This window comes from Muricauda sp. SCSIO 64092 (assembly GCF_023016285.1).
In the GTDB taxonomy this organism is placed as follows: domain Bacteria; phylum Bacteroidota; class Bacteroidia; order Flavobacteriales; family Flavobacteriaceae; genus Croceivirga.
In genome coordinates this window covers 633165-647538 of the sequence record NZ_CP095413.1, presented here as the reverse complement: position 1 = coordinate 647538, position 14374 = coordinate 633165, and the positions used below count along the sequence as shown (strand labels likewise).

The window sequence follows — 14374 nt, the reverse complement described above, 5'->3', positions numbered from 1 at the left end:
CAGGAATTACAATTTAAAGTAGTCAATGTACGTTTGAAGATCCTTATCTCCCCTCCCGGAAAGATTGATTACGATAACATCATCCTTCTTGAATTCTTTATAATCGAAAATAGCGAAGGCATGGCTGGTTTCTATGGCGGGAATAATGCCTTCCAATTGTGCCATTTCCAGGCCGGCGGTCATAGCCTCATCATCAGTGATTGAAATGAATTCCCCACGACCACTTTTATACAAATGTGCGTGCATGGGTCCTACTCCAGGGTAGTCCAGTCCCGCGGAAATGGAATACGGTTCGGTAATTTGACCATCTTCGGTTTGCATCAACAGGGTTTTGCTACCATGGATGATACCTACTTTTCCCAAGGCCGATGTTGCAGCACTCTCCCCGGAATTAACTCCTTTTCCAGCTGCCTCAACTGCAATGATACCGACCTCCGGGGTGTCCAAATAATGATAATAGGCACCAGCGGCATTGCTACCACCTCCCACACAGGCCACCACATAATTGGGATTTTCCCTCCCTTCCTTTTCCCGTAACTGCCATTTGATTTCTTCAGAAATTACGGATTGAAAACGCGCTACCATATCCGGATAAGGATGTGGTCCTACAACCGAGCCTATAATGTAATGGGTATTTACAGGGTTGTTGATCCAATCACGTATGGCTTCATTGGTAGCGTCCTTTAACGTTCTACTGCCAGATTTGGCCGCACGGACCTCTGCACCCAACATCTTCATGCGGGCTACATTGGGTGCTTGTCTTTCAATATCAATTTCACCCATGTACACGACGCACTCAATACCCATTAAAGCACAAACCGTTGCTGTGGCAACCCCATGTTGACCTGCACCGGTTTCCGCTATGATTCGGTTTTTGCCCAATTTTTTGGCCATCAAAATTTGCCCTATGGTGTTATTGACCTTGTGCGCCCCTGTGTGGCAAAGGTCTTCCCGTTTTAGATATATTTTGGTTTGATACTTTTCCGATAAACGCTCTGCAAAATACAAGGGAGTGGGTCTGCCTACATAGTCTTTTAACAGTTGATGAAACTCCTCCTGGAAGGAAGGTTCCGACATGATCCGGATGTAATTTTGGCGAAGTTCCTCACAATTGGGGTATAACATCTCTGGAATGAATGCCCCTCCAAATTCTCCGTAATAACCTTTTTCGTTAGCGTGATAACTCATTTTCCAGCACTTTTTTAAATTCTTTTAGTTTTTTGATATCCTTAAATCCGGGTTCCGTTTCAAATTTGCTGTTCACATCAATGGCATAACAGTATTTTGAGGTATCGGTATCCAAGAATTTCCGTAATTCATTTACATTCTCCAATCCAATGCCCCCACTTAAAAAGTAGGGTTTGGTTGAAGGGTATTGTTGCAGGACTTCCCAATCAAAAGCGTAGCCATTTCCTCCGGGCAGCTTTCCCTTGGTATCAAAGAGAAAGTAGTCACAGGAATTCTCATAAGCTTCTAAGATGGAAAAATCGAATGTTTCCTTGATTGAAAATACCTTTATGATGTCAAATTCTTTGGTTTGGGATTCCGAAACAAGTTCCGAATGACGATTTTTTAGATTTGCGCAATATTCCGGGGTTTCATTTCCATGTAACTGAACGGCATCCAAATGATATGCTGAAACCTTTTCCAAAACGTTTTCAATGGAGGCGTCCACAAAAACCCCAACGCTCTTTATTTCTGGGGGTAGTGGGGATGGTTCATGATCAAAGTAACGGGACGAGGGTTCCCAAAAGATAAAACCGAGGTAATCCGGTTGCAAACCGGCCACATCGGCAATATTATGTTTTTGACCACATATTTTAAGTTTCATCTCCCTAATTTTTGAATAAATTCTGCTGCGCTTTCTCCCGGGTTCTCTGTTTTCATAAAATTCTCACCGATCAAAAAACCTTGATAGCCAAATTCCTTAAGTTCTTTAATGGCACTAACTGAACTTATGCCGCTCTCGGATACTTTTACGAAATCCTCCGGGATTTCTTTGGCCAATGACTTGCTGGTTTCCAAACTCACTTCAAAGGTCTTTAAATTACGGTTGTTAACGCCCAACATATCCACACTGGGCAGTAAGGACTTGTTCAATTCCTGCTGGTTGTGGACCTCCAAAAGTACGTTCATTCCCAAACTTTTAGCCAGCTCGGAAAGTACTTTTAGTTCCTTTTTGGACAGTACTGCGGCTATGAGTAAAATCACATCCGCCCCATTTGCTTTAGCCTCCAATACCTGATATTCGTCTATCATAAATTCCTTTCTCAATAAGGGCATGTCCACAGATGCCCGTGCCAAGAGCAGATCTTCCAACGAACCTCCAAAGTATTTAATATCCGTAAGTACACTCATTCCACATACGCCGGCGTTTTGATACCCCTTTGCCACCTGGGCTACGTTGGTATTTTGATTTATGGTTCGTTTAGAAGGGGAACGTCGTTTATGTTCTGCAATGATTCCTGTGTTACTGTTCCTTAAAGTAGAAGCCAGGGACGGGCATTTCCGCTCAAATAAAACCGACTTTTCCAGCTGCAAAGTTGGAATCAAAGACTGTTTGAGGGCAACTTCCTTTCGTTTATCGGCCACTATTTTTTCCAGAATGTTCATTTTTTGGGTTGTGGGTTTACGGTTATTGGTTTAATGGATTGGTGAATATTGATTCAGAAAAAAATGAGTGAGGTTTCCCCATTGCTAAATTGATATTGAAGATTTCGAGTGCTATTACCGTGCTTATGTCATACATACGTTGTACCGTTTTATTCATCCCAATTGTTAGGTTTTGGCTGACTAAATTCCTGATGGTTGAAACAATCGGAATCAACCAAAATAGTTGTTCTTGAAAAAAAGACTTTAAATCCATAACAACCAACAACCAACAACCAACAACCAACAACCAACAACCAACAACCAACAACCAACAACCAACAACCAACAACTAATTACTCAACTCCTGTAATTTCCTTAATGCTTTTAACGCTTTGCCATTTAGCAAGGATTCTTTCGCTTTTTCAAATCCTTCTTTTGGCGCAAGGCCCTCCACTGTGGCTATGGCTATCCCAGCATTGGCGCAGACCACATTATTCTGTGCTTCTACTCCCTTGCCCTGTAAAATGTTCATAAAAATCTGCGCGGATTCGGCAACGTCCTCACCGCCAGCAATCGCATTTGCATTTACGCTTTCCAAACCAAAATCCCGGGGCTGCAAAATACCTTCCGAACCATTGGATATGGTTTTGGTCGCTCCCGTTAAACTAATCTCATCATAGCCGTCCAAAGCATGGAGTACGGTAAAGTTTTTATCCGTATTCTGATAGAGGTATCCATACATTCGGGCCAGTTCCAAGTTAAATACACCCACCATTTGGTTCTTTGGAAAAGCCGGATTCACCATTGGCCCCAACATATTGAAAAAGGTTTTTACGGCCAATTCCCTTCGTATGGGGGCCACATTTTTCATGGCAGGATGAAAAAGGGGCGCATGCAATACACAGATACCGGCTTCATCTATGGATTTTTTGAGAAAATCGGCCTCGTTACTGAATTTGATGCCCAAAAATTCCATGACATTGCTACTTCCACATTTGGAGGAAACCCCATAATTTCCATGTTTGGTGACTTTTATCCCGGCTCCGGCAGTTACAAAAGAGGCCAAAGTGGAAATGTTGAACGTGTCTTTGCCATCACCTCCCGTTCCACAGAGATCAATGGGGTTATAATCGCTCAAATCCACTGCCAGGCAGAGTTCCAAAAGTGCATCCCGAAAACCTTCCAACTCCTCAATGGTAATGCTTCGCATCATGTAAACGGTCAGAAAAGCGGCAATTTGACTGGTATTGTATTGCCCCTTGGCAATATTTACCAGGATTTGCTTGGCATCTTCCTTTGCCAGGATTTCGTGATTGATAAGTCTGTTCAGTGTTTCTTTCATTTTTTCTTTTTGTCATTCCGCACTTGATGCGGAATCTATTTTTTTGGATTCCTGTTTTCACAGGAATGACAAGTTTCAATTATTATTCAACCAATTTTTAAGCATTTGTTTTCCTTGTGGTGTAAGTACGGATTCCGGATGAAATTGTACTGCCCTTACATCATAGGTATTGTGTTTTAGGGACATAATCTGTCCTTTTTCGTCCACCGAAGTGGCCGTAAGTTCCTTTGGGAGCTTGCTGTCCACGACCCAGGAATGGTACCTCCCCACCTCCATGGTTTTTGACATTTCTTGAAATATGTAATCGTCCTCTATAATCGTTATGGTAGTTGCCACCCCATGGTACACTTCATCCAAATTAATAAGGGTGCCCCCAAAAACTTCCCCAATGGCCTGTTGTCCCAAACAAACACCAAAAATTCGTTTGCTTGGGGCATATTTCTCGATTATGGGTTTTAAAAGGCCGGCTTCATCAGGTATTCCTGGACCGGGTGAAAGGACAATTTCCTGGAACCTATCCACATCGTCCAATGTAAGTTCGTCATTTCGTTTTACCACCACTTCGCAACCCAGGTCCTCCAGATAGTGTACCAAATTATAGGTGAAGCTATCGTAATTGTCTATCATTAAAATCTGTCGTCCCATTTAGATAGTTTCTGCAATTTCCAATGCCCTGTTCAAGGCACCCAATTTATTATAGGTCTCCTGCAATTCGTTTTCCGGGTTGGATGCGGCAACCAAACCTGCACCTGCCTGATAATGGAGTTGATGGTTCTTACTCAAAAAAGTCCGAATCATAATGGCATGGTTGAAATTTCCGTTGAAATCCATAAATCCAATGGCGCCACCATAGTAAGCCCTATTGGTCTTTTCATATCTTTCAATGAGTTGCATGGCCATATGTTTTGGAGCTCCGCTCAACGTGCCGGCGGGAAAGGTGTCCGCAACAATTTTTAAAGTTGGGATGTCCGGTTTCTTATGTCCCGTGACTTTGGAGACCAAATGGATGACATGTGAGAAATACTGGACTTCCCTATAGGTCTCCACATTCACTAGATTACCATTTCTGCTCAAATCGTTTCGGGCCAGATCCACCAGCATCACGTGTTCGCTGTTCTCTTTTTCGTCACCGGCCAGTTTTTTGGCGAGTTCAGCATCTTTTTCATCATTGCCCGTTCTTTTGTAAGTTCCGGCAATGGGATGTATTTCGGCTTTTCCGTCCTTTACGATCAGTTGCGCCTCAGGGGAACTACCAAATATTTTAAAATCCCCATAATCAAAATAGAAAAGATAGGGGGACGGATTTATGGAGCGCAATGCGCGATATACATTGAACTCATCCCCCTTAAAATCTTGGGAAAACCGTCTTGACAATACCAACTGAAATACATCACCGCGCTTGCAATGTTTTTTGGCCAGTTCCACGTGTTCCCGATATTCTTCGTCTTTAAGATTGGATCTGGCTTCACCTTGTTTTGAAAAATTATAGGTTGCAAAGCTTCTTACCTTAAGCAATTGTTCCAGATCGTCAACATTATTTTCAGCATTAAAACAATGGGCAAATAGGTAAGCCTCATTTTTAAAATGGTTTATTGCAATAATATTTTGATACACCGCGTAGAAGATATCCGGTATTTTGACGGAATTGGATTTTTCGGAGATTTCTACAGATTCAAAGTAACGGACGGCATCATAGGCCATATACCCAAAAAGGCCGTTGGTTATAAATTTGAAATTGTGGTTTTCCACGGAAAATTGCTGCGAAAAACCATGGATTATGGCGGTCACGTCCGTAGAATCCGTAATCTCCATTTCCTCCACTGTCCCATCCGGAAATTGTTGGATAATGGAATTGCCCTCAATTTTAATGTACGCAATGGGATTGCAGCAAATATAGGAGAAGCTGTTGTCGTTGGCATGGTAATCACTACTTTCCAGTAAAATACTATTGGGATATTTATCCCGTATTTTTAGATACACACTAACCGGGGTAATGGTATCTGCAAGTATCTGTTTGTAATAGGTTTTTAGTTCAAATTTCATTTCAAATTGATTCAAAAAAGTAAGGCTTGTCGTGATGACAAGCCTTATATGGGTTCTGGATATATAGGACTAGCTCACGATAGCATACGCAAGTTGTTCCACCACCAGTTCATTTGTTGTTTACCTTTCATGTCCCAAATATAGAAATGTATTTGATGAAACCAAACAAAAAAATAAAAATCCCGCTGCAGTGGTACCGCAACAGGATTTTCAAACACTCAAACTAATTTTCTTTTTCTATAATTTCAAGGTGTCTAGAACTCCAAATCGACAACCAGGTCAAACTCATCATAAATGGTCTTGTCACCTAAGTTGTCGAAAAAACTTCCGGAACCATACTTTACATTGTACTGTGCCCGATCAATTTTCATGGTAGCGGTCGCTTTGCTGCCATACACCGAAACATCAAAAGTCACTGGTTTGGTGATTCCTTTTATAGTGAGGTCACCTGTTACCTTATATGAATTTTTACCGGATGCTTCCACCTTTGTAAATTTTAGGGATGAGGTTGGGTTGGAAGCCGTGGAGAAAAAGTCATCCGAATGTAAGTGTCCATCCAGTTTTTGCTTATAATCCCCTGTTAGGTCGGTAGTGTTGATGGTGGTCATATCAACAGTAAATTCACCACCTGTAAGTTTGCCCTCATCGAACATTAGGGCACCGGATTTAAGGTCGATGGTACCTGTGTGCGAGCCGGTAACTTTATAGGCTTTCCAGGTAACGGTACTTGATTCGGTCTTTACCTCTTTTTTCTCACCATCAACTGGATTGGCGAGGGCTGTTCCAAATACCAAGGTCAACGCTAGGGTTAAAATGTTCTTTTTCATGATTTTAGAATTAATTTTTGTTTTTAAAATGGGTTAATGATTTATATATAAGTGAATAATTCCTCTCTTGATTTTCTGACTTTTGCATAGTGCTGGGTCTCGTCTTCCTCGGAACGGTACCCAATGGCCAAAACAACGGCAGCATTCTGATTTTTTTCGTTCAGTCCCAAAACTTCATTGTATTTCTCCGGTTCAAAACCTTCCATGGGACAGGTATCAATTTTCAATTCGGCGGCGGCCTGCATGGCATTTCCAAATGCCAGATATACCTGTTTCGTTGTCCAGCTTCCTTTACTGTCCAAGGGTAAATCCAATAATTTGGATTTCATGAAATCACCATATCCTTTTAGTCCTTCTTGTGGGATATTTCTGGTCCTTGATACATTTTCCAGGTAATCATCTACCAAATTCTCATCAAAATCCGTTGAATTCGCAAAAACAATGATGTGGGATGCATCGGAAATCTGTGATTGTCCCCAACTTATGGGCCTAAGCTTCTCTTTTGTTTCCTGATTGGAGATTACATACATATGATAAGGTTGTAATCCATAGGAAGAAGCACTTAGCCTGGTTGCTTCCAACAGTGTTTCCAAATCTTCATTTGATACTTTTTTGTTCGCATCAAATTTTTTTGTGGCATAACGCCATTTTCTAATTGTTAGGGTATCGTCCATATTAAAATTTATCCAATAATCGATTCAATTGATGTAGTTCAGTATCGCTGAAATTTTTTAAGAGTTCATTTTCCGTTTGTTCCATGATTTTATCCAATTGGGATAAAATCCTGTTGCCTTTGTCCGTAATGGTAATTTCCACCTTGCGTCTATTTAAGGCACAAACCTCCCGATCCACATATCCCTTTAAAATGAGTTTGTCCACAAGTCTGGTGGTATTGCTCATTTTGGTTACCATACGTTCATTGATGGTAGAAAGATTGGCAGGCTTACCGTTCTGTCCCCTCAAAATTCTGAGAACGTTGAATTGTTGTTCGGACATTTCGTACGGTTTTAATGTAGCGGCAAAGGTTTCATTGATTTTATTTCCGACCAAAGCGAAATGAATCATCGTTCTAACTTTGAGCGGTAATTTTTTCTTGGTCTTAATGATTTCTTCTACATTCATGCCATTACAATAATTGTATATACAAATGTATAGCCGTATTCATGAACACCACAAGGGTCCATCGATAATTTTTTGTTAAAAAATCAAACCATGGGTTGTGCAATGGTTATTTTTAATCTGTAATCCTATGGTATGAAGCTAAATAGCCTTGTTTTTGGTAGTTGTTTTCTTTTCATGATTGGTTGTGCGGAGGATAAGAAACAATTAAAAAACGAAGAGAAAGCACAATTGACGGATAAGGTGATTGTGGGCAATACGGTGGAACTTCCTTTTCCAGTTTACGATTATGAAGGCCTTGAACCGCTGTTGAACAAGAATGATGGTAAAACCTATATTGTCAATTTTTGGGCCACTTGGTGTAAACCCTGCTTGGAGGAAATGCCATATTTTCAACAAATCTATGAGGAACAGCGCGACAATAACGTGGAATTGATTTTGGTAAGTCTGGATATGCCATCCATGTGGAAAAAAAGACTGATTCCCTATGTTGAGAAAAAAGGATTGAAAGGTAAGTTGGTTATTTTGGACGACCCAAAAATGAATGAGTGGATTCCAAAAATCAATAAAGACTGGGGTGGGGGCATACCGGCCACCTTGATATACAATGAAAAGGAAAGGGTTTTTTATGAAAAGGGCTTTTCATACGACGGATTGTATACGGAACTTCAAAAATTTTTAAATTAAGAGAAATGCGAACATTAAACTATTTGGGATTCCTTGTCGTACTGATTTCCATTACGGCTTTTTCCCCAAACCCAATTAAGGGGTATGGCATTGGCGATATGGCAACGGATTTTTCGTTGAAAAATGTTGATGGAAAAATGGTTTCCCTTTCCAATTATGAGGATGCCAAGGGTTTTCTGGTGATATTTACGTGCAATACCTGTCCCTATGCACAGGCCTATGAAGACCGAATCATTGCCCTGGACACTAAATACAAGTCTTTGGGAGTGCCGGTTATCGCAATCAATCCCAATAATCCTAAGGCCAAACCCGGAGATGGTTTTGAAGAAATGAAAACCAGGGCAAAACAAAAAGGTTTTACCTTTCCTTATCTCCTGGACGATGGTCAAAAGGTGTACCCACAATACGGAGCTACACGCACCCCTCACGTTTTTTTATTGGAAAAAAAGGAATCGGGTAACGTAGTCCGTTATATAGGGGCCATAGACGATAATTACCAAGATGCCTCCCAAGTAGAGGAAAAATATGTTGAACAGGCTGTGGACGCCATGTTGGCAGGAGAAGAGATTAAAGTTGAGACCACCAGGGCCATTGGATGTTCCATTAAGGTGTAATTGAAAAAATATTTGGTTTTTAAGTCCAGAGTAATGCTCTGGACTTTTATTTTTGAGCAATTTAAACAATACACTTATGGATTTGAGCCAAGAAGAATGGGCCGAAAAATTAGCGAATGACGAAAATGCCTTCATATTGGACGTTAGAACCCCTGAGGAAGTGGAGGAGGGCTATATTCCCGGTGCCACAAATATTGATATTTATTTGGGGCAAGGCTTTTTGGATGGATTGGAGGAATTGGATAAATCCAAAAACTACTATGTCTATTGCCGTTCCGGGAACCGAAGTGGTCAAGCCTGCGCCATAATGAACAGTGTCGGTTTTGAAAGAGCCTACAATTTGGAAGGGGGCTTTTCCAATTGGGAAGGGGAGGTAGTCGAGTAAGATGCTTCCCAAGACCATCATCGGAAAACTGCAGGCCAACAAAATGGTCTTTCGGCATCTGCTGGAAACCTGTACCGAAGAACAGTATTCTTTTAGGATCAATGCCGATTCTTGGTGCCTATTGGAGATTGTTTGCCATTTATTGGATGAGGAGGTAGAAGATTTTAAAGCACGGGTAAAAAGCGTCTTATGGGATCCAAATCAGCCCTTGAAACCCATCAGTCCAGAAGAATGGCCTAAGGAACGTGGTTATTTACAACGGAACTTTGCAACCGTTCTCCAAAGTTTCCTTAAGGAAAGGCAGCAATCCATAGATTGGCTACAATCCCTTGAAAACCCAAATTGGGAGCAGACGGTTGACCATCCCGAAGTAGGGCCAAGAAGCGCCAAAAAGTTCCTGGTAAATTGGTTGGCGCACGATTACCATCATATAAGGCAAATAAATCGGATCCATCATGCATATTTAAAATTTTCCAGTAAAGATGATTTGACCTATGCAGGAAAATGGTGATCAAATTTCTATTTTCGTTGCATGCGTGAAGATTTGCTTCATTATGTTTGGAAGACCCAAAAGTTTCAAAGCCTTGATTTACGGACTTCTTCCCAAGAGCCAATAGAAATTATCCATATTGGGCAATACAATACTTCCAGTGGCCCCGATTTTTTTAATGCCCGAATACGTATTCAAAATCAGGAATGGGCGGGTAATGTGGAAATTCACACCAAATCTTCTGATTGGTACGCACATGGACATGAGCAAGACCAAAACTATGACAATGTCATACTTCATGTAGTTTGGGAGGACAACCTGAGCGTGTTTAGAAAAGATGGTAGTAAGATCCCCACTTTGGCCTTAAAAGAGTATTTGAATGAAGAACTACTTTCGTCCTATAAAAGCTTGGTATGCAATAAAGGGCGCAAATTCATCAATTGCGAAAAAGATGCGAACAGTGTCAAAAGTATCATTTGGGGTCAGTGGCAACAGCGGCTCTACATAGAGCGCTTGGAACAGAAGTCAAAACACATCAAAACACTATTGGAAGGGACCAGGAACGACTGGGAAGCCGTCCTTTTTGCCATGGTAATGAAGAACTTTGGCCTCAACAAAAATGGCGAAGCCTTTTTGGATATGGCAAAACATCTGGATTATGCGGTGATAAAAAAAGTATCCAAGGATTTGTTACAACTGGAAAGCCTGTTTTTTGGAGTGGCCGGTTTTCTGTCCAAGGCCGAAATTCTGGATGACTATTTTTTGCGCCTTCAAAACGAGTTCACCTTCCTTCGGAACAAGTTTCAAATAAAGGAATACAAGGGAGAGAGACCTATTTTCTTTGGATTGAGGCCCTCCAATTTCCCTACCATCCGTTTGTCCCAGCTTGCGAGGGTACATAACCAGCACCCCAACTTGTTCAGCAAAATAATGGAGTGTACAAATTTGGACGATTTTTACAGGCTTTTTGACGTCCATGCCAGTGCGTATTGGGACGACCACTATACCTTTGGTAAGGAGTCCAGAAAAAGAAAAAAGGGGATTTCCAGGGATTTTGTGCATTTGGTCCTAATGAATACCATAATCCCCATAAAATTTTGTTATGACAACTATTTGGGAAGGAACAATACCGAAGAATTGTTGGAGTTGGCAAATACTGTTCCGGCTGAAAAAAACAGCATAATCAATCGATTTGAACGTATTGGGGTTCCTACGGGATCAGCATTTGAAAGTCAGGCGAAGATCCAATTGTACAATGGGTATTGTACGGTGAACAAATGTCTTCAATGTCATGTAGGAACCAATTTATTGGCAAGAAAAAACTAATTTTAGCCATGCGGTGGTTTTACAGTCTGTTGTATTATTTTCAAAAAAGGGGGTTCCAAGTATGTGAACGTATTGCTGAACGTTTGGGCATCAGGGCCCGGGTTGTGCGTACCACATTTATTTACCTCACCTTTGTAACACTGGGCTTCGGATTTGCCCTTTATCTATTCATTGCCTTTTGGTTAAGGATAAAAGACTTGGTGTATACCAAAAGAACCTCTGTTTTTGACTTGTGACCTATGATCAAACTATTCCGTTCCAAACTCGTATTGGCATTGTCCCTGATGATTTTGGTGTTTACCATTGGCGTATTTGGGTATAAAATGGTAGCGTCATATACCTGGGTGGAAGCCATATATATGACCATTATTACGATTACCACGGTAGGTTTTTCGGAAGTAAGGCCACTTGATCAGAATGCTAAGATTTTTACTATTTTCCTCATTGTTAGCAGCGTTTTTATATTTGGGTTTGCCATCTCCGTGGTTTCCGAATATGTGCTAAGCAGGAATTCATTGCAACTTTTAAAGAAGAAAAGGGTGAAGAATACAATTAATGGCTTAAAGAATCATGTGGTGGTCTGTGGTTATGGCAGAAATGGCCAACAGGCAGCACATAAATTGAAGGCGTACAAAAAACCCTTTGTCGTCATTGAAAAGGACAAAGAAGTGATCAGTGCCAATGAGGACGAGGTGTTATTTGTTGAAGGTGACGTTAATGATGATGAGGTCCTGGTGCAGGCCGGTATCCAAAGGGCCCAGTATTTTGTGGCCGCATTGCCCGATGATGCCTTAAATCTCTTTGTGGTCCTATCCGCACGGCAGTTGAACAAAGATCTTTTCATCATCAGTCGGGCCTCTCAAGCCACGTCGGTTAAAAAATTGGAATTTGCCGGCGCAAACAAAGTCATTATGCCAGATAAAATAGGAGGGGACCATATGGCCTCTTTGGTGGTTATGCCAGATCTAATAACATTTATGGATCAACTTTCCATAGAAGGGGAGAGTACAACCAATTTGGAGGAAGTGGAAATTGCCGATTTTACGGACCAAGTGGATTGCCAATCCATTCGTGACCTGAATTTGAGGAGCAAAACAGGTTGCACCATTATTGGCTACATAAAGCCCAACGGGAAATATATCATTAATCCAGAACCTGATTTGGAATTGGAGCCCAAAGGAAAGGTAATTGTTTTGGGCCGCCCGGAGCAGATACAAAAACTGAATCAAATGTTCCACATTCATCAGTTAAAAACCGATGAAATTTGATTGCATAGGTTTTTTTTAGGATATTGTCGGCTTTACATCTACTCAACAAAGCAAAATAACCAGCATGAAGTACAGACTTTTTACCCTTCTCTCTTTCTTATTACCATTTTTTTCCATGGCCCAGGAAGCCGAGGAAGTTGGTTTGGACAAAAGGATTGATAGGGCCTTTCAACCAGTTTCGGACTTTTTCAATGATGTCATCTTCTTTGAAATAATGGGAACGCCCTTCGTATTGATTCTTTTAGTAGGAAGTGCCCTTTTTTTCACTCTCTATTTTAAGTTTCCCAACATCCGGCATTTTTGGACCGCCATAAGTGTGGTCAGGGGCAAATATGATGAATTGGAATATCCCGAAGGCCATGGAGTGGAAAAAGCGGAAATAAATATTGTTGATGGGGATTTGCCCGATACGATCCGGGATGAGAGCCAGGAAGGCGAAGTAAGCCATTTTCAGGCATTGGCAACCGCGGTATCCGGTACGGTCGGTAATGGTAACATTGCCGGGGTGGCCCTGGCCATTGCCCTTGGAGGGCCCGGTGCTACATTTTGGATGATCATCTGTGGGTTATTGGGAATGTCCACAAAATTTGTGGAATGTACGTTAGGTGTCCAATTTCGGGATGTGGATGAAAACGGAACGGTCTATGGAGGACCCATGTATTACATTAGCAGGGGACTTAAGGATAAAGGCTTCAAGACCTTGGGAAAAATTGCCGCTGTACTATTTGCCGTATTCTGTATCGGTGGGTCCTTTGGTGGCGGAAATGCAGCACAATCCAATCAGGCTACCATTGTGGTCAAGGAACTCTTTGGATGGGAAAGTACAATGGCCGGTACCATAATAGGGGTAGTACTCGCCGTTTTGGTGGCAATCATTATTATTGGGGGTATTAAAAGAATTGCTTCGGTGACTGAAAAAGTAGTCCCTTTTATGGCGGTTCTCTATGTGGTATGCTGCCTGTATATCATTTTCAGTAATTTTCCCTTGATTGATGATGCCATAGGTTTGATCGTAAAAGAGGCCTTTAATCCAACGGCCATGGGTGTTGGTGGAGTTATTGGGGTGCTCTTGGTAGGATTTAGAAGGGCGGCCTTTTCAAATGAGGCAGGTGCGGGTTCGGCTTCCATTGCCCACTCGGCAGTAAAGACCAAATACTCAGCATCTGAAGGATTGGTTGCGCTGTTGGAACCTTTTATTGATACCGTCGTTATCTGTACCATGACTGCTTTGGTAATCGTCATTTTCAATTTTGGCGGGTTTTTTGAATATGGAGGTGATGGTTCCGGAGTTGTGATGATAGACGGAATGCCCTATGAAGGCGCAGGTATTACTTCCAAGGCATTTGGTGAATACATCCCCTTCTCCAATGTGTTCCTTACCGTTGCAGTTGTCCTGTTTGCGGTATCTACAATGATTTCATGGTCGTATTACGGTCTGCAGTCCTGGAAGTACCTTTTTGGTAGGGGTAGGACCACGGATTTGACCTATAAATTATTATTCTGCGTTTTTGTCATTATTGGGGCCGCTGCCAGTATGGATTCCATTTGGGCCTTTTCGGATGCCATGATTTTTGCCATGGTGTTTCCCAATATGGTAGGCTTGTATTTCTTGTTCCCTATTGTCAAAAAACAATTACGGCGTTATCTGGACGCCATTAAGGCGAATAAGCAAGTGTAGTAC

At 41.6% G+C, this 14374-nt stretch carries 17 protein-coding genes; 8 read left to right on the top strand and 9 right to left on the bottom strand.

Going from position 1 to position 14374, the window contains the following annotated elements; genetic code table 11:
- Positions 1–6: 6 nt before the first annotated feature.
- The 9 genes from trpB to L0P88_RS02450 form a co-directional block, all read right to left on the bottom strand.
- Complete coding sequence (trpB, locus tag L0P88_RS02490) at positions 7–1188, bottom strand: tryptophan synthase subunit beta (protein WP_247133052.1); 1182 nt, start codon at positions 1186–1188, stop codon at positions 7–9.
- Positions 1172–1831, bottom strand: coding sequence for a phosphoribosylanthranilate isomerase (locus L0P88_RS02485; protein ID WP_247133051.1), 660 nt, complete (start codon positions 1829–1831; stop codon positions 1172–1174). Before L0P88_RS02485 ends, trpB begins: the two co-directional genes overlap by 17 nt.
- Entirely contained in the window at positions 1828–2613 is a 786-nt protein-coding gene (gene trpC, locus L0P88_RS02480) for an indole-3-glycerol phosphate synthase TrpC (RefSeq protein WP_247133050.1), read from the bottom strand. The genes L0P88_RS02485 and trpC overlap by 4 nt, the downstream gene beginning before the upstream one ends.
- A gap of 328 nt (positions 2614–2941) precedes the next feature.
- The gene (gene trpD / locus L0P88_RS02475; RefSeq protein WP_247133049.1) at positions 2942–3934 is read right to left on the bottom strand and encodes an anthranilate phosphoribosyltransferase; all 993 of its coding nucleotides are present in this window, start codon (positions 3932–3934) and stop codon (positions 2942–2944) included.
- A 75-nt stretch (positions 3935–4009) separates the two neighbouring features.
- Entirely contained in the window at positions 4010–4579 is a 570-nt protein-coding gene (locus L0P88_RS02470) for an anthranilate synthase component II (protein ID WP_247133048.1), read from the bottom strand.
- Complete coding sequence (locus tag L0P88_RS02465; RefSeq protein ID WP_247133047.1) at positions 4580–5977, bottom strand: anthranilate synthase component I family protein; 1398 nt, start codon at positions 5975–5977, stop codon at positions 4580–4582.
- A gap of 254 nt (positions 5978–6231) precedes the next feature.
- Positions 6232–6804, bottom strand: coding sequence for a YceI family protein (locus tag L0P88_RS02460; protein WP_247133046.1), 573 nt, complete (start codon positions 6802–6804; stop codon positions 6232–6234).
- A 41-nt stretch (positions 6805–6845) separates the two neighbouring features.
- A complete protein-coding gene (locus L0P88_RS02455; protein WP_247133045.1) occupies positions 6846–7478 on the bottom strand; it encodes an NAD(P)H-dependent oxidoreductase in 633 nt (210 codons plus the stop codon).
- Between the two features lies 1 nt (position 7479).
- On the bottom strand, positions 7480–7926 hold the full coding sequence (locus tag L0P88_RS02450) for a MarR family winged helix-turn-helix transcriptional regulator (RefSeq protein WP_247133044.1): 447 nt from the start codon (positions 7924–7926) through the stop codon (positions 7480–7482).
- A 132-nt stretch (positions 7927–8058) separates the two neighbouring features.
- On the opposite strand from L0P88_RS02450, the gene L0P88_RS02445 reads away from it, so the two are divergent.
- The 8 genes from L0P88_RS02445 to L0P88_RS02410 all read left to right on the top strand — a co-directional run bounded on the left by L0P88_RS02445 (position 8059) and on the right by L0P88_RS02410 (position 14371).
- Positions 8059–8610: a TlpA family protein disulfide reductase gene (locus L0P88_RS02445; protein ID WP_247133043.1), complete on the top strand. Its 552-nt coding sequence runs from the start codon at positions 8059–8061 to the stop codon at positions 8608–8610.
- 5 nt (positions 8611–8615) lie between these two features.
- Entirely contained in the window at positions 8616–9224 is a 609-nt protein-coding gene (locus L0P88_RS02440) for a thioredoxin family protein (protein WP_247133042.1), read from the top strand.
- Positions 9225–9300: 76 nt separating this feature from the next.
- Positions 9301–9609, top strand: coding sequence for a rhodanese-like domain-containing protein (locus L0P88_RS02435; protein WP_247133041.1), 309 nt, complete (start codon positions 9301–9303; stop codon positions 9607–9609).
- Between the two features lies 1 nt (position 9610).
- The gene (locus tag L0P88_RS02430; protein WP_247133040.1) at positions 9611–10120 is read left to right on the top strand and encodes a DinB family protein; all 510 of its coding nucleotides are present in this window, start codon (positions 9611–9613) and stop codon (positions 10118–10120) included.
- Positions 10121–10141: 21 nt separating this feature from the next.
- Positions 10142–11425, top strand: coding sequence for a DUF2851 family protein (locus L0P88_RS02425; protein WP_247133039.1), 1284 nt, complete (start codon positions 10142–10144; stop codon positions 11423–11425).
- Between the two features lie 8 nt (positions 11426–11433).
- A complete protein-coding gene (locus L0P88_RS02420; protein ID WP_158779679.1) occupies positions 11434–11661 on the top strand; it encodes a PspC domain-containing protein in 228 nt (75 codons plus the stop codon).
- Positions 11662–11664: 3 nt separating this feature from the next.
- Positions 11665–12693: a potassium channel family protein gene (locus tag L0P88_RS02415; RefSeq protein WP_247133038.1), complete on the top strand. Its 1029-nt coding sequence runs from the start codon at positions 11665–11667 to the stop codon at positions 12691–12693.
- Positions 12694–12757: 64 nt separating this feature from the next.
- Entirely contained in the window at positions 12758–14371 is a 1614-nt protein-coding gene (locus L0P88_RS02410; protein WP_247133037.1) for an alanine/glycine:cation symporter family protein, read from the top strand.
- Positions 14372–14374 lie beyond the last annotated feature (3 nt).